This window comes from Levilactobacillus zymae (assembly GCF_032190635.1).
Taxonomy (GTDB): Bacteria; Bacillota; Bacilli; order Lactobacillales; family Lactobacillaceae; genus Levilactobacillus; species Levilactobacillus zymae_A.
The window spans coordinates 21,416-38,803 of sequence record NZ_JAVLAS010000004.1 but is presented as its reverse complement, the minus strand read 5'-3'; the positions used below and the strand labels follow the sequence as shown (position 1 = coordinate 38,803).

Sequence of the window (17,388 nt, the reverse complement as noted above, 5' to 3'; positions counted from 1 at the left end):
GTAGCTAAGGCCAACGCTTGGCAATACACCAACAACTGGCACGGTGTGGATTGCAGTTATGACTTCGATGGTAAGCTGTCTGGTAAGGTTACCAAGGCAACGTCTAAAAAAGCCTCATACTGGGCTAATAACGGCTTGTACGAGGTGATTACCCGTAAGGTTAATGTATATGGTAAGCCAGCCCTAGACAAGGCTAATAGGCGCCGTGTTCACTTCTCCAAGGGAAGTACCATCTATGGTAAAGCCGTCAAGTATGGCAAAGTGCACCGAATTAAGACTGGCGTTGGCTATATCTCAGCTAACAAGGACTACGTAAAATTGGTCAGAAAGTCGGGGGGTAAGCTTTCAGGTAAGGTCACCAAGGTAACCCATAAGAAATCCTCATACTGGGCTGATAACGGCCTGTACGAAGTGGTTACCAATCAGGTTAACGTGTATGGTAAGCCAGCCCTAGACAAGGCTAATAAGAGCCGTATTCACTTCTCCAAGGGCAGTACCATTTATGGTAAGGCCGTCAAGTACGGTAAGGTGTACCGGATTAAGACTGGCGTTGGCTATATCTCAGCTAACAAGAAATACGTGAAGCTGGTTAGAAAGTCGGGTGGTAAGTAATGCCCCATGGAGACTTAACGGATACCACCCGAATGCTGATTGACATTCAAAAGGATGTGAGTGCTACCAAGCAGAAAGTTGAAGACATTGAGGACAAACTCAATCAGGTAGATGAGATTGATAACAAAGCCGATAAAGCTCTGGCAAAATCCATTGAGAGTTCTCATCGAATTGACCGATTGACCAGTATTCAAAACTGGCTGATTGGCATTCTAATCTCAGGGATTGGAGTCACCCTCCTGATATACGTTATCGAGAAATTTCTGTAACCACGGATAACCAAGTGTTATAATTAATCTCGTTCTGACATTCCATCCATAAAAAAAGACCGTCTAAGAAGATACCCACATAACATCTTCTTTGGATGGTCTTTTTTTATGTGCATTCTGCTTCATTTAAACGGACAAGTATACGTCTAAAAGCTGAACGCGTTGTCTGAGAGCACGTGATTATTTACTTTTTACTTTGTTAGCATCGCCGGTTTCCAAAGTCTGTATTTGAGTCGTAAGCGTATTTTGTTCAGACTCAGTTAACGATTCAAAAAAAGTTTTTTTAGTTTTTTGTAATTGGGCTAATCCGTTTTGTTGAGTTGAGCTATACCCTAAAATTACCATAGCTTTCATAAAGTTTTTTAGATGATTGTCAATTCTGAGCGTAGTATCAAAAGTAACACCATCTATTTGTTTAGACTTCGTTTTGTTTGATTCGTTTAGAGAAGATATGGAAATTTCTTTTTGAGGCTGGGGCGCCGATTTTCTAGGAATTATTTTGCTTTTATTTGAGTTAGGATTGTGTAAAAGTTCCACCATGCTAGTCCGCCCTTTCAATAATTTCTTGTGCCACAGAATCGTATAATCTAATTATTTTTTTATCGAACTGATCTTTTAGAAATACACCTCTGATTGAATATCTTTTGATTCTTTCCATATTACGAATTAGGGTTTTTAACATGTTTTCTTTCCCAAATTCTTCTTCTGCTGCTTCTAATGTGCTGTGATCAACAGGCGCCCCATTCTTTAATAGCACAGGAAGTATACCGAGTAAATTCAAACTAGGTGCCTCGTATTCATCGATTACCTGTTCCTGTATATATTTTAGAAACGATTCGGCACCCTGAAGACTGTGCTCTTGAGTTTGAAGGATAATCAGAACCCAATCTGAAGCGTATAAGGCGCTATCAGAAATTAAGGAAATAGTCGGTGGCAAATCAAATACCACAAAATCATATTTTTCTTTTAGTGAAGCAAGTAGCTTGCTAAAATATGTAACTCTATCTTTATAATTATTTTTAAACTTTTTTTCCATAATCCGTGGGTACAATGAAAAATCTGCGCTTGATGGAATAAAGTCAATGTTTTTATCCAAAGTAACCAACGATCTTGATAAGTCCTCTTCTTGGATTGATGCAAGCAAGGTTTGATTAAATTTAATATCATCGCGGCCTAAATTAGCCGCGGTTTTAAAGTAAATATCTGTAGCGTTTGCTTGAGGATCGAAATCAATTAATAGCGTTTTTTTACCAGCACGAGCTAGTGCCAGGCATGTAAGCGTGGCATTTGTTGTTTTACCGGTGCCACCTTTAAAATTTCCAAAAGTAATTACTTCACCCATTATACTGACCTCCAATTAAGTATCCTAATATACAAGGATACTTGGATACAAGGATAATAACATACAAAGATACTTGGATACAAGGATACAAGGATACATTTCTTCTCAAAAGCCGTTAAATTAAGATTGACTGCAAGTATCCTAATATACTTAGATACAAGGATACAAGGATACTTAGATACAAGGATATGAATATACAAGGATACAAGGATACAAGGATACATAAAAAGAAATGTTGATTTATCACCAAACAACGAGTAATATTGGTTACATAAAATAGAACATAAAAAAACACCCACCGACTGGAATCGGTGAGCGCCACATAAAAGTCATCTAAGTTACTGACTATTATATCATGGCTGGTGCGATTTTTAAAGCCCTAGGGGACAAGCTGGGGTCTAAATCCAAGGGGACACGTTTGCCAGGGCGACTTCAATAAGTCTGGCTATACCACAACAAGGTCATCTGTACGGCTGGGTGGTGAATGGTGAGCGCGACCATTAACGGCGCGGGTGGTAAAACGAAGCTTCGGCTTGGTGCCACTGATTAGTTGGTGATCGAACAAATAAAAATACGTATTACCAACGCCTGCTAGGGCGTTTTTTAGTAGGTTAAACCGAAAACGTAGGTTTATAATGAGTGGTGGTAGCAATACCGCAATTGTACAGACAAGCGACGGGCGTTAACGACCGACGAACTAAGGGGAAACTTTTAGTAGCAGAATTGTACTCTGGTTCAGTTATTCCAAATAGCTGATTCCAGGGAACAATTCTGCGCTCAAAACGTCACTCCCTCTAAACTGAATGGAAAACCGTAACCCGTCAAGTCAAAACCAACATTAGAATCAAGAAAGTTGATGATTTAAAATGCTTGATTTAAGAGATTGTGAGATTGCTTTTACCGGACGTCTAACTACCATGACTCGGGATCAAGCTTTTAGTTTGGCGAAAGTCTTTGGGGCGAAACCACAAAATTGGGTTACGAAACAGACAGATTATTTAGTGGTTGGGTTAATTGAGACGGCTTTAGGTGAGGAGCCCGTCACAAAAAAGTTATTGACGGGAACACCAACGATTTCAGAACGGGATTTTTTGGACTGGTGTCAGGCACGATTGGTGCAATGGTCTAGGAGTTTAGGCGGTTAAATTCACAAAGTGAGTTTACTGATTTATTGAGGATTTTTCATCTAGACCACTCCTCTCCCGTCAAATTTCACAAAGGCAAAATAACGGATCGTTGTTTTATCAGGGAGTGAGGGGGTTACTTGGGATAAGCCGCCTTATGTAAAGTAAAAATTGGTATAGCTAATTGTATTATCAGCCATAGCATGTTAAGCAGTCAACCACTCCCGACTAAAGTCGGAAGCTTGTGAGAACTGCACCTAACGGTGCAACGACCACAATTTGCTTAGATACAGCAATTGCCTGCATGCAGGTCTTACGTGCTAATTATCAAAGCCTTTTATGCCCGCAGGTTGCCAGACGGGCAAACAAGTTAAGCACTTGCCAAGCCTTTTTTGAGAATGTTTTTAGCAGCATTCCAATCGCGAATGTGGTGATTACTGCACTGTGGGCAAGTCCATTCACGATCTTTTAAGTTCAGTTTTTTATAAGTGGCGCCAGTTGAGAAAACTCGTTACTTTAGTGACGAGATGAATCAACGTCTTGGGCGACCACCGTTGTAGTGTTCTAATTGTGAATTGATTGACATTATATTAAATAGATGTTAGTCTACATTAAGATATTTCTTTAGAGTTGGTTTTTTCCTTCTTTGAAGATTGGGCGCTCCTTCAAGCAGGGCGTCCTTTTTTATTACAAACATTTCGTCGTCATTGCTTTTTTGCTACATATAAGATATAATTGTACCTGCATAGATGAATTCCATGATTCTTCCCTTCCGCTGACCTGTTGAAGGGTTTTTTTGTGCACTATTTTAGTGATTATGACTTTTTCGTGAATTTGTTAAAGTTTTCTTTTGGCATAGTTGGTAACGTATGCTATAATTGCCGTTAGCAAGAATGATTGTGGACATTTACATAATGTTTTTGCTAAAAAGAAATTATTAGGAGGTTTTCATCTATGCGTTCATCATTCGCAAAGTCTATTTATGTAGGCGCTGCAGTGTTAGGTTTAGCTGGTCTTTCAGCTGTTACTACCACTACTGCAAGTGCTAAGAGCTATGCAACTGCCGGTGCTTACAGCAAGCTGACTACTGACGCTACTAAGCGTAACGTAGAAGCTAATGGTACTCACGCCCTTTACACTAAGCCAGGTACTGTTAAGGGTGCCAAGGTTGTTGCTTCTAAGGCAACCATGAAGGACTTAGCTGATTCCAAGAAGTCCGCTAACTACTTCCGTGCTTACGGTGTTAAGACTACTAACCGTGGTTCCGTATACTACCGTGTTGTAACCATGGACCAAAAGTACCGTGGTTATGTTTACGGTGGTAAGGTTAAAGGTACGTTCGGCGGCGGGATTACTTCTGCTGAAACGACTACTGCTAACACGACTGACAGCATGATTGGTAAGACTGTTAGTTTCACTAATCCTGGTACTAAGCATGTTACCTGGACTGCGCCTAAGTACACTCAATACAAGTCTGGTGCTTCTAAAGTTGTTAAGAACACCACTCCTTTCGCCGGTGACACTTTAAAGGTCACTAAGGCTGAAACTAAGACTCGTGAAGGCTCATTATACTACTACGTTGAAGACCAACAAAACCCTACGGTTAATGGTTGGATCTACAGCAAGGCCGTTACGACTGATGCTTCCGCTATTTACAACCAAGCAACTGATGTTAAGGTAAACCTTGTTGCTACTGATGGTACGATTGTAAAGTCCACTACTTTAGCTAAGTTGACTGCAAACAACGCTAATAACACTAATGTTGGTACTGCTAAGGCAAATGCTAAGGGTACTGCTGTTGGTTATGATGCGGTTAAAAAGGCAACTAAGAAATGGAGTAAGTCACTATTAAAGGGTACCGGTTATACTTACTCAGAAGGCAATGCTGCTAACAAAGCTGCTTTGTATGCTGCAAAGACCGGTGATACAGTTAGCTTAACGGTTACTAAGGGTGCTCAAGCTGTTCAAAGCATCGCTGCATACTACCAAGACGGTCTTAAAAAACCAGTTAAGTTGATCTCTTCTAATGCTACTTTGAAAGATAAAGCTAATTTGGTTTACCAAGTAAAGTTCCCAACGTTAACTGCTGCCTTCTCTGGCGCTAATGGTGCTAACTACACCGCTGCTGACGTTCAAAACTTCTTGACTATTAACAAGGCCAACACTTTGACCTCAGTTCCTTATGCTAAGAATGCTAAGGGTAATGTGGTTCCTTCTGACTCTCCTGATGCTGTTAATGCTAATGGTCATACTAAGCCATATGCGAAGGGGAAAACTTTCTCACCACAACTTTATCACACCACCTACACGTTAACTTCTGGTCTTGCTGGTACTTACACTACTAATGGTACTGTATTTGCTTTATACAATGCTAAGGAAGTTCCAGTTAAAGGTAGTGCTTCTACTACCCAAAACACTGGTAGCGTTAGTGTCTTCGGTTAATAGTAAATATTAATTTATAGTAAGAAAGCCTGAATTTTTAAATTCAGGCTTTTTTTATATTCAACTTGATTATATAATTTTGTATACGTAATACGGCAGTAGGCATCTGGCTGAACAGTGTGCGATCCATGGTATTTGCATATTTTTTGATGATACAAAACATCCTTTTAAATAAATTCCAGATCCATTAGGGACTCTTCCAAGCTATCAATGGTTTCATTGCGTTCCATATAATCAACCCAGCCATCATAAGATTTTCTCTGGCGAGGCTTCGTGGCTGAACTCAATTTGGCTTGGATATTGCTAGTGAATTTGATGACAGCACTGCTGGTCTCATTTTTAATGCGCAGACTACTCCACTTTTTATTGGTGGGGCGGTCTGCGTTTTGTTCGTTTAGGAACGCAGCATACTTATCTCGAAAATTATCAACAATCTGGCTGTGTGCTTCCAAGTATTCTTCTAATTCAAACGTTGTCATAATAGCAACCTCCATATTTAAGTTGTGACTCGACTGATTACATAGGACTCGGACCTATGATCAACCACCCGGCTAATCAAACGTATGTTCTTTTGAAGTGCTAAGATAAGTCCCCATGTAGGGGACTTATGAGAACACAACGCCTAATACTTTGACGCCGGTTTCTTTATCAACCTTTATATTAGGATATTGTGGATTTAATGATACCAGTGTAGCCTCACCATCAACTACTGACAGCTTTTTCAGATACGCGCAACCGTCCATAACCGCGGCGATGATCTGACCATCACGGTAATCGTCTTCCTTCTTGACGAAGACAACTTGCTTATCCTGGTAAACAGGCTCCATTGAGTGGCCGTTTATTTTGAAGGCATAGTCATAATCGCTAGGAACAGGCTTATGCACGGTTACAGTGAATGGCTTAGTAGAATCATCAAGGAACTCACCCACACCAGCAGAGAGGACACCACTGGCCGTAATTTCGAGGGTGTCATCGTCTTTAGGGAACTTAATGATGTTAGAATTAACATTTAGTGTCAATCGACTCTTGGCAAAATCAAATACTTCTTGCTGCTTACTATAAGGCAATCCTTGCATTAATTGAGCGGTTTGCTGAATTAGATTATTTTCAAACCTATCTCCGTCAGTTATCTGGCCAATGCTGACGCCAAATAAATCTGACATTTTTTGAAGTGCTCCCATGCGGGGCGTTTTTAGGTTTGTTTCCCAATTTGAAACTGATTGTTTAGATACTCCTAATTTATCAGCTAGTTGAGATTGAGACCAGCCCATTTTAGATCGAAGAACTTTTATTTGACTTGAAATTTCGTTTTCTGGTTTCATAGTTAATCACTTCCTATCTATAACGGTGATTAAAGTATAACATAATGTTATATAAAATCAACTTTTAGTTTTAAAAAGTTATACAAAGTTATTGACTATAACTTAAAGTTGACTTATACTTGTATTTGTAAGACGAATTTACAATTGAAGTGCAACAAGTAAGAAAATAAAAATAGACTCCTAGCCTGAGTCCTGTAGAATGAAGTCACCATAACAATCATCTAAAGGAGTTCTTAGGCTATGAGTCCATATACACATCTTACCTTAAAAGACCGCGAATGCATACTGTTAGGTGTAACTTTACACCATACTTACCAGGTTATTGCCGATCAAATCGGTTGTTCCAAAGCCACTGTGTCACGAGAAATTAAACGCAACGGCGGTCGGGGCGCCTATTCCGTCGTAAAAGCCCAGCAGAACTATCAACAGCGCCGATTAAAGAGTCGTCGCCTCAGGGTACTGGAGAATTTAAAGCTACGCGACTTTGTCCTTCACTGTATTCTTCAACGGCACTGGTCACCCGAGCAAATCGCCGGTCGTTTATCTTTAGAGAACAGTAATTGGCATATCAGCTACAACACGATTTATCGCGGAATTGAACGAGATAATTTAGGCGTTAAACGTAAAAGTCATGGGGCTCGAGGATTCGCTCGAAAGTTACGACATCGTGGGAAAACTCGTAAGGTTAAAGGAACTGTCAACGAACGACGTGGCCGTTTTAATAATGTCCCATCAGTCCATGAACGACCAGTCTCATGTGAGAATCGGACTCGTTTTGGTCATTGGGAAGGCGATACCGTTCGCGGCAAGGTCGGGCGTTCGGGGTTAGTGTCACTGGTCGACCGTAAGTCACGATACCTTCTGTCTGAGCGTGTACCCAAAGTGAATGCCAAGAATGTGACCCAAACGATGATCGACCTCCTGCATACAGTCACACCTAAACGCGTTCGTACGCTTACACCAGACCGAGGTACAGAGTTTGCGGGTTATCGTGAAGTCGGTAAAGAGCTTGGTATCTCAGTCTATTTTCCAGACCCGCACGCACCACAACAACGTGGGACCAACGAAAATACCAATGGTCTCATCCGAGAGTATTTTCCCAAAGGAACTGACCTTGATGAACTGACCGATCAAGATATCGCGAAGTTCGTCAGGGATTTAAATAATCGACCCCGTAAGGTCTTAGGCTGGAAGACACCGTCTGAAGTTTTCTTCGGTAAAAAGTTACACTTGATTTGACAATTCGTCAATCAAGAAAGGAGGAACGACATGCAGGCTACTAAATTTAGAATATCTTTAAAAGCAGCCAGAATTAACGCCGGCCTTAGTCAGAGGCAAGTAGCTGAATGGTTTGGACACTATTTTGGAAAAAAGGTATCACGACAATGGGTATCACATTTAGAAGCTAATCCTAACGATATTGCACCTGGATACGGTAAAGCATTTGCGGAGCTGTATCAAGTGCCTATTGATATGATTAATTTTGCCCCTGAGTCAACTTTAAGTTATACACCTGAAAGGAATGAACCACATGAACGAATTAGTAATCATGAAAGGCAAGCAAGCAGTCACAAGTAGCTTGCAGGTAGCACAAACATTTGGTAAGCGACATGATCATGTTACACGTGATATTGAAGAACTGATTGCACAATCTGGTTCCCCAAAATTGGGGAACGAAATGTTTGCCACAGGAACTTATGAGAATCGTGGTAAGCAATATCCAATGTATTACATGAACCGTGACGGATTCACTTTACTAGCAATGGGGTTCACCGGTGATAAGGCACTTCAATTCAAACTCCAGTACATTGATGCGTTCAATGAGATGGAACAGCAAGTTAAGTCTCGTACCTCAGCACTGTCTCCCGAGCTTCAATTCATGCAGGGGGTTGTAGATAAGCTAGCAGATAACGAACGCAATCAACACCGCCTCGAAAACAAAATTGATGGCGTTAGTGAGATTGTTGCCACGTCTACCATGAACTGGCGGAATGAGACCTCACACCTCATTAGTAAGATTGCACGTCAACAAGGTAACACCGGCGAATCATACAAAATGACTCGCAACGACATCTACGACGAGGTAGACCGGCGAGGTGGGGTATCGCTTAAGACGCGACTAACCAACCTGAGACGGCGAATGGCTGAGGAAGGGACTTCAAAAACTCAGCGTAAGAATACAACAAAGGTTGATGTGATTGCTCATGACAAGAAGCTGATTGAGATTTACACAGCAATCGTCAAAGAATTTGCCATCCGGTATCAAGTTTGGAACGAAGAATACTAAGGAGGAATCAATATGGAATTTGATAGTGTTCGGGAAGCAATGGACTTCTTGATTTCGTACAACGAGTCACCACGTGAAAATATGAAGACTGATGGACATGAACCATCTTTTGAAGACCTGCAAGAAGTAAATCGAGAAGCTTTGTACAGTGCTTGCGATTTGCTGGGTATGAGTGACTTGTACCTGCATCTTGATGAACAGACAGCATAAGGAGGTGACAAGAATGGATTTGCTCTACTACATTGTCGGAGAATTCATGGTCTGGACCGCAATCCTGGCGTCGTTTATCGGCTTCGGATACTGGCTGTCTGAGTCGGTACATGAGATGGGCGGCTGGAAGGCCTGGGCAATTGATTTCTTCGGACTGACCTACAACGAAAAGGAGGATCACAAATGATTCTATGGCATAAAAAAAGAGCCCTGACATGGCCGCCAGAACTCGAAAAGATGAAACGTTTGTCAAAACTATTTTATGACAATTCTACTCAGAAAGTAGGGCGATGGCAATGGCTTTAGGCGGAACTACCGCAGAATATGACCGGAAATTTGCTACGCCTTTGGTCGCGCGCATTAATCAGACCGACGAGGAACAAGCAATCTTAGAGCATAACGCTCGCGTTGAGGCGCTGGAAACATTGGCAACGGAGCTACGGAATTGTCTGGAACACGCTACTGACGAAAAGTACAAGCGGTATTTGGAACTGAAGATTGACCGCACTAATCAGCGATTAGAACAACTACGAACGGAGGAATAATCATGAATCTATACGAACTTGAGGGCAACTTATTGCATGTCGTTGAATTAGCCAACAGTGCCAAACCAGAAGATCAGCAGCTGTTTGCTGACACGATTGAGAGTTTGCAAGACAGCATCGCTGACAAAGCAATTGGATACGGAAAAGTTATTAACCAGCTGGTAGCTGACGAAAAGCAACTTGCAGATAAAATTAAACACGATCAAGAACGAAAGCGTGCGTTGTCCAACAATATTAGCCGGTTGAAATTAGCACTACAACACGGAATGGAAACAGCGGGCAAGGACAAAATCAAAGATATTGACCTGTCTATTTGGATTCAAAATAACCCCGTTAGTGTTGCTGTGACGGACGATAAACTTATTCCTGGTGAATTTACTGAGATAGAAAAGAAGCTGAATAAAACGGCCATTAAACAGGCGCTCAATGATGGTGAAGAGGTTCCTGGCGCCAAGCTAGTACAGACACGGTCAATTCGAATTAAGTAGGAGGAAGTTATGGAAAAAAGCGAATCAATTAAAAACTTGGCCACCAGCATGGCACAATTCCGTAAGAATTTACTCAAAGCACAGCCAAGTAAAGACGGAAAAAGCCATTATGGGAATTATGTAACTTTGGAAGACCTAACCGCTGCAGTAGATAGGGCGCTGCCAGAGTCGTTAGGTTATACGCAGGAGGCGACCAGCGATCCTAATGGTGTCTCTATTACGACCATGCTGTTCGATGCTAGTGGGGAGTATATTATTTACAATCCACTTAGCATGCCAGTGCAGCGTAAAGACGCGCAGGCATTCGGCTCTGCTGAAACTTATGCACGACGGTATAGTTTATCAGCGGCATTCGGCGTATCAGCTTCTAAAGATGACGATGGACAGCAAGCAACTAAAGCGGCTCCTAAAAACCGTATGGTACAACGGCCAGATCATAGGAATTACGGGACACAACAAAGCAATCGTCAACTACTGCCTGTAACTAAACAGCAGGCCACAACACTTAACGGATTGTTTGAGGCAATGAGTAAGGCAGCAAGCGCCCCAATTGAAGCTGTTAGAAACGGTTATCTGGAAAAATTAAACGTTAGCCAGGTCAAAGATTTGACGCATGATGGTGCTAACCAATTGATCAGCCTAGTGATTGCTCAATTAAAAAAACAAAGTGAGAAGAGGAATTCTAATGATTAATCGAGTAGTTTTGACCGGACGACTAACAAAAGATATTGAGTTGCGATAGTGGGGGTGAATGCCTTGAAACAAAAAGAATTACAGGGAATTAGATTCGGACGACTTGTTGCAACTGAGTGGATTCCAGGAAATAAAAATAAGCAAACCAAAGGAAAATGGCACTGTATTTGCGACTGCGGAAATAACTGCTATGTCAGCACGACGGATTTAACTTCTGGTAAAACTAGATCTTGTGGTTGTCTACGTAAAGAGACAACGTCAATTCGTTTTAAAAAATATGCATACAAAGATAAACGTCTCTATGCCATTTGGCTGGGAATGAAATCAAGATGCCAAGACTTACACAATAGTTCGTTTGGTAATTATGGTGGCAGAGGAATTTCTGTTTGTGATGAATGGAAGGACGATTTTATCGAATTTCAGACTTGGTCTGTAAAAAATGGATATTCGGATAAATTGACAATAGACAGAGTTGATGTTGACAAGGGATACTCCCCTGAAAATTGTCGATGGGCAACGATTCTAGAACAAAGCAGAAATAAAACGAACAGTAAATGGGTTGTAATTGGCCAGGCAACACGAACCTTTTCGGAATGGTGCGAGATATTTCAAATTAAATATGACGTTGCTTACGGAAGAGTTAGATGGGGATGGACTCCATTGAAGGCATTAACAACTCCAGAGGGGGAAAGAAAACATGCTTAATAACGTAACACTGATAGGTAGGCTTGGAAAAGATGTGGAATTAAAATACACCGAAAGTGGTTTAGCTGTTGCTTCGGGAACTTTGGCAGTTAGTAGACGGTTCCAAACAAAAAATGGCGAACGTGAGGTTGATTGGATTAATTTCGTCATCTGGAGAAAAGCTGCAGAGGCCTTCGCTAACTTCACCCACAAAGGGTCACTAGTTGGACTAGAAGGACGTATTCAAACACGCAACTATGAAAATAAGCAAGGCCAACGCGTATACGTCACAGAAGTTATTGTTGAGAACTTCTCGTTCTTGGAACCAAAAAACTCTACTGGTAACGGTAGTTATCAAAACAAACGGCCGCAGAACAATACGAGTGATCCGTTTGCTAATAACGGCAAGCCCATTGATATTCAAGATAGTTCGTTACCGTTTTAGGAGAATTTAAATGAGTGAATATAGACAAATTCCGGGGTATGAAAATCTTTATGAAGCAAGTAGTAATGGCACGATTTGGACATGTGAAGGTAAAACGACATTTAGGAATATACACGGAAAACGGCAAAAGCGAGTTTGGAAAAGGCGTCAAATTATACCTAAACGTGAGAAAAGGCAAAGCAGCACACATTATGATTTACGTGTCGAACTATGGAAAAATGGCTCACACCAAACAAAACTGGTTCATCGCTTAATTGCTATATCATTTATACCGAACCCACAAAATAAGCCCTGCATTAATCATATTGACGGAAATTCTGAAAACAACCGTCCAGAAAATTTAGAATGGTGTACCTATAAGGAAAATCAAATACACGCATTCAGAACCGGTCTTAACAAGCATTGTAAACGTGTAGAGTTAATAAGCACGTATGATCATAAGCATCATACATTTTATAGCATGGCTGAAGCCAGCAAGTTTTTAAAAATGAGTCACGGTTTTGTTTCAGGACTTGTCAGTCGAGGAATCATGAATTTTGGTGAATACAAAATCCTTATAAAGGATTGAGGTGATTAAATGCAGCGGTCACGATCAAAATACTTTGAACGTAATGGCAAGTCATACTTGCTAGTCGAGCTTGACCACCAGCCTAATTTAGACCATATCGAGACCGTTAGCGGTTCACGTGACCAACTTTACCTGGATTGGGAACTAGCCGACACACGCAAAGCTAGACCGCAACAACGGCGTCTATTCTTTGCCCTGCTAAATGATATTGCTGATTACTTCGTGGTGCCACAAGACTTCCTAAAAGCAATGTTTTATGGCCAATATCGTGAGTATACCAACGGTAATGAGATTAGCCTGTCAGACACGACAGAATCGTCTGTGAGCGACGCTAACGTGTTACTCGACCTAGTTATCGACTTTATGTTTACGTGGCGTGTACCGTTCAAACAAGGCTATGAATTGCTACCGAGAGAGCAAGAGTATTACCAATATCAGTGTTGCCGGCATCGTCGGTGCATGGTGTGTGGCCGTGAACATTCGGATATTAATCACGTTGATGCAGTTGGGTCTGGCCGTGATCGGAATCATCTTGACCATACGCAACTACGAGTTAACTGTTTGTGCGGAGAGCATCATACAGAATGGCACAAGATCGGTCCGACAGCGTTTGGCGAGAAGTATCACATTCCAGTTACTGGGATAAAGTTGGACGAAGAAACGTTGAGAAAAATTGGAGTTAGAGGAAATTACCGAGGTGAAACAAATGGGAAATCTATTAATTAGTGAGCCACCGTTACAGGTTTTACCGTCATTAGCAATCGCATTAAATAGCGTGGACAAAGCAATCATTCTTCAGCAAATACATTATTGGATTACTCGCTCTAGCAATGTGAAAGATAATTATAAATGGGTATATAACAGTGTTTCGGAGTGGCATAAGCAATTTCCATGGCTATCTGAAAAAACGGTTCAACGATATTTGAAGGATTTAGAGAACCACGGATTGCTAATTACCGGGAATTATAATAAGGCCAAATTTGATCGTACAAAATGGTATCGAATTAATTATGAAGCATTAGACAGTTTGGGAGCAACGTGGGGACGCACAGTTCCTACCAATAGGACTGACAATCCTAATTCAAAGGGACCCGGAGTCATAACCAATACCAATAGACTACCAGAGACTACTACAGAGACTACAAAAGAGAATAGTGCAGCTGTCGCTGCACCTTCCTCAATTGAGTCTGACTTTGAGGAAGTTTGGTCAGCTTATCCCAACAAAAAGGGAAAAAAGCAAGCGTTTAACCATTACAAATATTGGCGTAAAAAGTCAGCAAAGCATTCCAACGATTATCTTTTCAACCAGTTAAAACTGTACAAGCAGTATATTTCTCAAAATAAAGATTGGTACCGCCCTATGGATGGATCTACATGGTTCAATGGCCGGTTTGATGATGAGTATCAAGTATCGACTGAACCAAAACATGAGGGCCGCGAGTATTGGACGGGAGGTTAATATGGAGCACGTTACTTTTGACAAGAGATATATTCAACAACTAGCCAATGCCCATCATGTTGACCTGAACCACTTGCCAACTAAAGAAGAACTAGATCGCAAGACGGCCGAACAAGCAACTAAACAATTGAAACGGGACAAAATGGCCCGGTACTATAGCTACTCGGTCTGGTCCGGCAACATACCGCTCAAGTTTTCGTTTGGCAACTGGGATATTGCTAAGCAGGACAATCCACACTTAGCTAAGTCACTAGGCAAGAAGGCATTCGTGTTGGCTAAGCAATTAGAAAACAAAAACTTCAATGTGGTTATGATGGGTGATCGTGGCGTTGGTAAAACATCTTTAGCACTAGCTATGTTGGACCACCTGATGAGCCATGGTCATAGTGGCATGTTTGTATCAACTGCCGAACTGTTAAGAATGGTTAATGATAAATATGAGGACACTTCAATTCGTTCCAAACTACTCAATATAACGCGTTCAATGATTGAGGTTGATGTACTGGTACTAGATGATTTTGGCACAGAAGGCGGTATGACCGGCAACATTAAACCGGTGCACAAGGATCTGCAAGACATCATGTATCGGGTATCTAACGCTAGAGTTGATTTTAATCACAACACCGCTAAGGGTATCACCATCATTACGACCAATAATACCAAGGGACAGCTAAAACAGATGTATGAAGGAAAGTTCATTGATCGCGTATATCCAGATAACCCGGGACAACAAATTATTTTTGACGGCATGAAAGGGGTGCGCAACGTATGAGCGAATGCCCATTGTGTCATGGAACTGGCGTTGTTTACCACTGTACGGCAAGCACCGTCACAGCTAGCCCATGTCCCAATTGTAATGAAGCTTTAAAAGAACGGCGTAAACGTGAATTTGAAGAACTAAGGAACGAAGCAAAACGATTAGTAAGAAAGGAGTAGAGGCGTATGTCATCAAACAAGAAAATGGCGGCTGAAATTAGAGCGGCTTACGCGACTTATGGCGACGATCCAGATAATTGGCCGGAAGATGTTAAAAAGAATATCCACGGTGAATTTGAGGAACAGCACACAGCAGAAAATAATATCCTGCGCCACCTGATTATCCATGGATACACCAACAAATATATTGCACAAGAACGGTCAAGGTCACTGCAATATATACGGAACTTACGTAGCAGAATGAAAAATCGTGACGAATTGGATTACAAAGCCACACCGGATGAATTGACACAGCTAAAATACAATCTCGATCACATGGATTGGCCTAACAATAAAGGAATTGCTAGTGTTATGGGTCGCGACAAAGATTGGGTGCGCTGCATGCGAGTGAAGCTACGGGAGGCAGACAATGAAGCACGGCGATAAGGTGTATTACCATCGACGCCATCACGTTAAGCAGCCAGCCATATGGATATGCTGGATAACTCGTGGTGATAGGCGATCGGCGATGGTGAAAGTTAAAGGCAGCCACAGGCACATCGAGGTGGCACCAAGTGATGTTGAGATTGGGAGGGGAAATGATGGTACCAAAATTTAGAGCGTGGCTAAACGGGTATCGAGTGGAGGCACAGCATGACACACGAACAGATTGAGTATCGAAAATACGTGCTGCAAGGTATGGCAAGCTATGGTGGCGATGTGGCACAGGCGTTAGTGTGGTGTGGCAATCACTTTACCAAGCTGAGCGATAGCCAGCGCAACACGATTAACAAATTGTCAGCGAAGGAACGCAACCAAGTTATTCATGAGCTGACGATGGTATTCATGTAGGAGGACGTATGGATAAAACACGTGACGCAATGAACGGTAACCAGCGTATGTTGCTTAGTTATCTGGAATCATTGGTACCAAAAGATGATGTGCTGATGGGACTAGCTGTATTCCAATCCAAATTAAGCGAGCACAGCGTGCCTAAGGAAGTTTACATTGCTTTGGGTATGCTGAGCAATGTGGAGATTACTAACGTGCTACACGAGCTTACGCGGCCATTTTAGATAGCAAAAAGGACTGCCCGCCAACAGCCCTCACCCAATTTGTTCTTACCTCAATGGTCAACACATAAATTATACCATTGATAGGGGCTGAAAGGGTTGACTGAATTGAATTTTGACAATATGAATATGGGAAGTCTCTTCCCAGAAGTAGATGCTGGGGCAACTTTGCAAAACGTGACACGCTTTTTATCCGTAGTATTGCCCAAGATGGTCCGTATCAGTGGACAGTCAATGAGCGACTTAAAATCACCTAGTTATGATGGAATGCCAAAGTCTCAGCCATCAGGTAATGCGACAGATTTAAGAATTGTGCGGCGGTTATATGCTGAAGAGGTCGTCAAACGGACAATCCAAGCAATTAAACACTGTGATAAAGATTGCCAGAATATCTTAGATGAACTATATCTACAAGAACTATCAGATACTATGTGCTTTATGGACTTAGGATTTTCCGAGTCCAGCTATTTCCACGTTTGGAAGCCCAAAGCACTATTACAGTTTGCCGATTGCTACATGCTGGATGATCTCCATATTTTTAAAAAAAGCAGTTTTGATGCAGTTTGAGTGCAGCTTTTGTGCAGTCGGACTGCAGGCACCATCCAATTTTTGGGTGTAAATTGGTACCATAAGCGATTGATGAAATGGACGTGCATAGCTCAACGGCAGAGCAAAGAAGATACGGGTTCGACTCCCGTTACACGTATTGCAATTAAGTTAGGTCCCGTAATGTATAAAGGCTAGTACGCACAACTTATAATTGTGAAATGTTTTGGGTTCGATTCCCACCGGGACCATTGGTCAGCAACCACGGTATTGCGCAATCCCAAAATGCGAGTTCTATACGCTAAGCTAAAAGCGTAAGTCGACGGGTGGTTGAAACGTGGCTGAATAAATTCCCCACTAATGG

General features: G+C 41.7%; 25 protein-coding genes, 1 tRNA gene and 2 pseudogenes. 23 read left to right on the top strand and 5 right to left on the bottom strand.

Annotated elements, in window-relative coordinates; all coding sequences use genetic code 11:
- Both RI501_RS13330 and RI501_RS13325 read left to right on the top strand, forming a co-directional pair.
- Nucleotides 1-612: pseudogene (locus RI501_RS13330) on the top strand (hypothetical protein); the annotation flags it as partial.
- A 32-nt stretch (nt 613-644) separates the two neighbouring features.
- The gene (locus tag RI501_RS13325; RefSeq protein WP_258115740.1) at nt 645-881 is read left to right on the top strand and encodes a hemolysin XhlA family protein; all 237 of its coding nucleotides are present in this window, start codon (nt 645-647) and stop codon (nt 879-881) included.
- A 180-nt stretch (nt 882-1,061) separates the two neighbouring features.
- Here RI501_RS13325 and RI501_RS13320 read toward each other — a convergent pair whose 3' ends face one another.
- Both RI501_RS13320 and RI501_RS13315 read right to left on the bottom strand, forming a co-directional pair.
- A complete protein-coding gene (locus RI501_RS13320; RefSeq protein WP_313823551.1) occupies nt 1,062-1,421 on the bottom strand; it encodes a DUF5388 domain-containing protein in 360 nt (119 codons plus the stop codon).
- 1 nt (nt 1,422) lies between these two features.
- The gene (locus RI501_RS13315; protein WP_313823549.1) at nt 1,423-2,223 is read right to left on the bottom strand and encodes a ParA family protein; all 801 of its coding nucleotides are present in this window, start codon (nt 2,221-2,223) and stop codon (nt 1,423-1,425) included.
- Between the two features lie 866 nt (nt 2,224-3,089).
- Between RI501_RS13315 and RI501_RS13310 the strand changes: the two genes are divergently transcribed.
- The gene (locus tag RI501_RS13310) at nt 3,090-3,368 is read left to right on the top strand and encodes a BRCT domain-containing protein (protein ID WP_313823547.1); all 279 of its coding nucleotides are present in this window, start codon (nt 3,090-3,092) and stop codon (nt 3,366-3,368) included.
- A gap of 349 nt (nt 3,369-3,717) precedes the next feature.
- Here the strand turns inward: RI501_RS13310 and RI501_RS13305 are convergent.
- Nucleotides 3,718-3,828 (bottom strand): annotated as a pseudogene (locus RI501_RS13305) (zinc ribbon domain-containing protein); the annotation flags it as partial.
- 473 nt (nt 3,829-4,301) lie between these two features.
- Here RI501_RS13305 and RI501_RS13300 point away from each other — a divergent pair.
- Nucleotides 4,302-5,789 (top strand): hypothetical protein, encoded by a 1,488-nt coding sequence (locus RI501_RS13300; protein ID WP_313823545.1) that lies wholly within the window; start codon nt 4,302-4,304, stop codon nt 5,787-5,789.
- Nucleotides 5,790-5,956: 167 nt separating this feature from the next.
- Here the strand turns inward: RI501_RS13300 and RI501_RS13295 are convergent, their stop codons facing one another.
- Together RI501_RS13295 and RI501_RS13290 are read right to left on the bottom strand one after the other, a co-directional pair.
- Nucleotides 5,957-6,268 carry a hypothetical protein gene (locus RI501_RS13295; protein ID WP_313823543.1) on the bottom strand — a complete coding sequence of 104 codons (312 nt, stop codon included), beginning with the start codon at nt 6,266-6,268 and terminating at the stop codon, nt 5,957-5,959.
- 126 nt (nt 6,269-6,394) lie between these two features.
- The gene (locus tag RI501_RS13290) at nt 6,395-7,111 is read right to left on the bottom strand and encodes an XRE family transcriptional regulator (protein ID WP_313823541.1); all 717 of its coding nucleotides are present in this window, start codon (nt 7,109-7,111) and stop codon (nt 6,395-6,397) included.
- Between the two features lie 240 nt (nt 7,112-7,351).
- On the opposite strand from RI501_RS13290, the gene RI501_RS13285 reads away from it, so the two are divergent.
- From RI501_RS13285 to RI501_RS13195, 19 genes are all read left to right on the top strand, one after another.
- Nucleotides 7,352-8,350 carry an IS30 family transposase gene (locus tag RI501_RS13285; protein WP_313823539.1) on the top strand — a complete coding sequence of 333 codons (999 nt, stop codon included), beginning with the start codon at nt 7,352-7,354 and terminating at the stop codon, nt 8,348-8,350.
- Nucleotides 8,351-8,380: 30 nt separating this feature from the next.
- Entirely contained in the window at nt 8,381-8,689 is a 309-nt protein-coding gene (locus RI501_RS13280; protein WP_313823537.1) for a helix-turn-helix transcriptional regulator, read from the top strand.
- Complete coding sequence (locus RI501_RS13275; RefSeq protein ID WP_313823535.1) at nt 8,643-9,398, top strand: Rha family transcriptional regulator; 756 nt, start codon at nt 8,643-8,645, stop codon at nt 9,396-9,398. The genes RI501_RS13280 and RI501_RS13275 overlap by 47 nt, the downstream gene beginning before the upstream one ends.
- Before the next feature lie 12 nt (nt 9,399-9,410).
- On the top strand, nt 9,411-9,608 hold the full coding sequence (locus RI501_RS13270; protein WP_057878592.1) for a hypothetical protein: 198 nt from the start codon (nt 9,411-9,413) through the stop codon (nt 9,606-9,608).
- Nucleotides 9,609-9,621: 13 nt separating this feature from the next.
- A complete protein-coding gene (locus tag RI501_RS13265; RefSeq protein ID WP_168868694.1) occupies nt 9,622-9,795 on the top strand; it encodes a hypothetical protein in 174 nt (57 codons plus the stop codon).
- Nucleotides 9,796-9,898: 103 nt separating this feature from the next.
- A complete protein-coding gene (locus RI501_RS13260) occupies nt 9,899-10,153 on the top strand; it encodes a hypothetical protein (RefSeq protein WP_313823532.1) in 255 nt (84 codons plus the stop codon).
- 2 nt (nt 10,154-10,155) lie between these two features.
- On the top strand, nt 10,156-10,641 hold the full coding sequence (locus tag RI501_RS13255; protein WP_301688335.1) for a siphovirus Gp157 family protein: 486 nt from the start codon (nt 10,156-10,158) through the stop codon (nt 10,639-10,641).
- A gap of 9 nt (nt 10,642-10,650) precedes the next feature.
- A complete protein-coding gene (locus tag RI501_RS13250) occupies nt 10,651-11,334 on the top strand; it encodes an ERF family protein (protein WP_313823524.1) in 684 nt (227 codons plus the stop codon).
- A gap of 63 nt (nt 11,335-11,397) precedes the next feature.
- Nucleotides 11,398-12,039 (top strand): hypothetical protein, encoded by a 642-nt coding sequence (locus RI501_RS13245; protein ID WP_193134606.1) that lies wholly within the window; start codon nt 11,398-11,400, stop codon nt 12,037-12,039.
- Nucleotides 12,032-12,463, top strand: coding sequence for a single-stranded DNA-binding protein (gene ssb / locus RI501_RS13240; RefSeq protein WP_313823520.1), 432 nt, complete (start codon nt 12,032-12,034; stop codon nt 12,461-12,463). The genes RI501_RS13245 and ssb overlap by 8 nt, the downstream gene beginning before the upstream one ends.
- Nucleotides 12,464-12,473: 10 nt before the next feature.
- Nucleotides 12,474-13,031, top strand: a complete 558-nt coding sequence (locus RI501_RS13235) for an HNH endonuclease (protein ID WP_168868688.1) — start codon at nt 12,474-12,476, stop codon at nt 13,029-13,031.
- A 9-nt stretch (nt 13,032-13,040) separates the two neighbouring features.
- Nucleotides 13,041-13,757, top strand: coding sequence for a putative HNHc nuclease (locus RI501_RS13230; RefSeq protein WP_313823516.1), 717 nt, complete (start codon nt 13,041-13,043; stop codon nt 13,755-13,757).
- The gene (locus RI501_RS13225) at nt 13,738-14,490 is read left to right on the top strand and encodes a hypothetical protein (protein WP_313823555.1); all 753 of its coding nucleotides are present in this window, start codon (nt 13,738-13,740) and stop codon (nt 14,488-14,490) included. Before RI501_RS13230 ends, RI501_RS13225 begins: the two co-directional genes overlap by 20 nt.
- Nucleotide 14,491: 1 nt before the next feature.
- Complete coding sequence (locus RI501_RS13220; protein WP_313823514.1) at nt 14,492-15,262, top strand: ATP-binding protein; 771 nt, start codon at nt 14,492-14,494, stop codon at nt 15,260-15,262.
- A gap of 170 nt (nt 15,263-15,432) precedes the next feature.
- The gene (locus RI501_RS13215) at nt 15,433-15,852 is read left to right on the top strand and encodes a hypothetical protein (protein WP_313823512.1); all 420 of its coding nucleotides are present in this window, start codon (nt 15,433-15,435) and stop codon (nt 15,850-15,852) included.
- Nucleotides 15,853-16,059: 207 nt separating this feature from the next.
- Nucleotides 16,060-16,257 carry a hypothetical protein gene (locus tag RI501_RS13210; RefSeq protein WP_313823510.1) on the top strand — a complete coding sequence of 66 codons (198 nt, stop codon included), beginning with the start codon at nt 16,060-16,062 and terminating at the stop codon, nt 16,255-16,257.
- 8 nt (nt 16,258-16,265) lie between these two features.
- Nucleotides 16,266-16,481 (top strand): hypothetical protein, encoded by a 216-nt coding sequence (locus RI501_RS13205; RefSeq protein ID WP_313823508.1) that lies wholly within the window; start codon nt 16,266-16,268, stop codon nt 16,479-16,481.
- A gap of 96 nt (nt 16,482-16,577) precedes the next feature.
- Complete coding sequence (locus RI501_RS13200; protein WP_313823507.1) at nt 16,578-17,045, top strand: ArpU family phage packaging/lysis transcriptional regulator; 468 nt, start codon at nt 16,578-16,580, stop codon at nt 17,043-17,045.
- An 81-nt stretch (nt 17,046-17,126) separates the two neighbouring features.
- Nucleotides 17,127-17,184: transfer RNA gene (locus tag RI501_RS13195), tRNA-Ser, on the top strand.
- Nucleotides 17,185-17,388: the final 204 nt, after the last annotated feature.

Excerpts from the sequence above, each read along its gene's own strand:
- RI501_RS13325 (WP_258115740.1), top strand. The coding sequence starts at position 645 with ATGCTGATTGACATTCAAAAGGATGTGAGTGCTACCAAGCAGAAAGTT.
- RI501_RS13320 (WP_313823551.1), bottom strand. The coding sequence starts at position 1,421 with ATGGTGGAACTTTTACACAATCCTAACTCAAATAAAAGCAAAATAATT.
- RI501_RS13315 (WP_313823549.1), bottom strand. The coding sequence starts at position 2,223 with ATGGGTGAAGTAATTACTTTTGGAAATTTTAAAGGTGGCACCGGTAAA.
- RI501_RS13310 (WP_313823547.1), top strand. The coding sequence starts at position 3,090 with ATGCTTGATTTAAGAGATTGTGAGATTGCTTTTACCGGACGTCTAACT.
- RI501_RS13300 (WP_313823545.1), top strand. The coding sequence starts at position 4,302 with ATGCGTTCATCATTCGCAAAGTCTATTTATGTAGGCGCTGCAGTGTTA.
- RI501_RS13295 (WP_313823543.1), bottom strand. The coding sequence starts at position 6,268 with ATGACAACGTTTGAATTAGAAGAATACTTGGAAGCACACAGCCAGATT.
- RI501_RS13290 (WP_313823541.1), bottom strand. The coding sequence starts at position 7,111 with ATGAAACCAGAAAACGAAATTTCAAGTCAAATAAAAGTTCTTCGATCT.
- RI501_RS13285 (WP_313823539.1), top strand. The coding sequence starts at position 7,352 with ATGAGTCCATATACACATCTTACCTTAAAAGACCGCGAATGCATACTG.
- RI501_RS13280 (WP_313823537.1), top strand. The coding sequence starts at position 8,381 with ATGCAGGCTACTAAATTTAGAATATCTTTAAAAGCAGCCAGAATTAAC.
- RI501_RS13275 (WP_313823535.1), top strand. The coding sequence starts at position 8,643 with ATGAACGAATTAGTAATCATGAAAGGCAAGCAAGCAGTCACAAGTAGC.
- RI501_RS13270 (WP_057878592.1), top strand. The coding sequence starts at position 9,411 with ATGGAATTTGATAGTGTTCGGGAAGCAATGGACTTCTTGATTTCGTAC.
- RI501_RS13265 (WP_168868694.1), top strand. The coding sequence starts at position 9,622 with ATGGATTTGCTCTACTACATTGTCGGAGAATTCATGGTCTGGACCGCA.
- RI501_RS13260 (WP_313823532.1), top strand. The coding sequence starts at position 9,899 with ATGGCAATGGCTTTAGGCGGAACTACCGCAGAATATGACCGGAAATTT.
- RI501_RS13255 (WP_301688335.1), top strand. The coding sequence starts at position 10,156 with ATGAATCTATACGAACTTGAGGGCAACTTATTGCATGTCGTTGAATTA.
- RI501_RS13250 (WP_313823524.1), top strand. The coding sequence starts at position 10,651 with ATGGAAAAAAGCGAATCAATTAAAAACTTGGCCACCAGCATGGCACAA.
- ssb (WP_313823520.1), top strand. The coding sequence starts at position 12,032 with ATGCTTAATAACGTAACACTGATAGGTAGGCTTGGAAAAGATGTGGAA.
- RI501_RS13235 (WP_168868688.1), top strand. The coding sequence starts at position 12,474 with ATGAGTGAATATAGACAAATTCCGGGGTATGAAAATCTTTATGAAGCA.
- RI501_RS13230 (WP_313823516.1), top strand. The coding sequence starts at position 13,041 with ATGCAGCGGTCACGATCAAAATACTTTGAACGTAATGGCAAGTCATAC.
- RI501_RS13225 (WP_313823555.1), top strand. The coding sequence starts at position 13,738 with ATGGGAAATCTATTAATTAGTGAGCCACCGTTACAGGTTTTACCGTCA.
- RI501_RS13220 (WP_313823514.1), top strand. The coding sequence starts at position 14,492 with ATGGAGCACGTTACTTTTGACAAGAGATATATTCAACAACTAGCCAAT.
- RI501_RS13215 (WP_313823512.1), top strand. The coding sequence starts at position 15,433 with ATGTCATCAAACAAGAAAATGGCGGCTGAAATTAGAGCGGCTTACGCG.
- RI501_RS13210 (WP_313823510.1), top strand. The coding sequence starts at position 16,060 with ATGACACACGAACAGATTGAGTATCGAAAATACGTGCTGCAAGGTATG.
- RI501_RS13205 (WP_313823508.1), top strand. The coding sequence starts at position 16,266 with ATGGATAAAACACGTGACGCAATGAACGGTAACCAGCGTATGTTGCTT.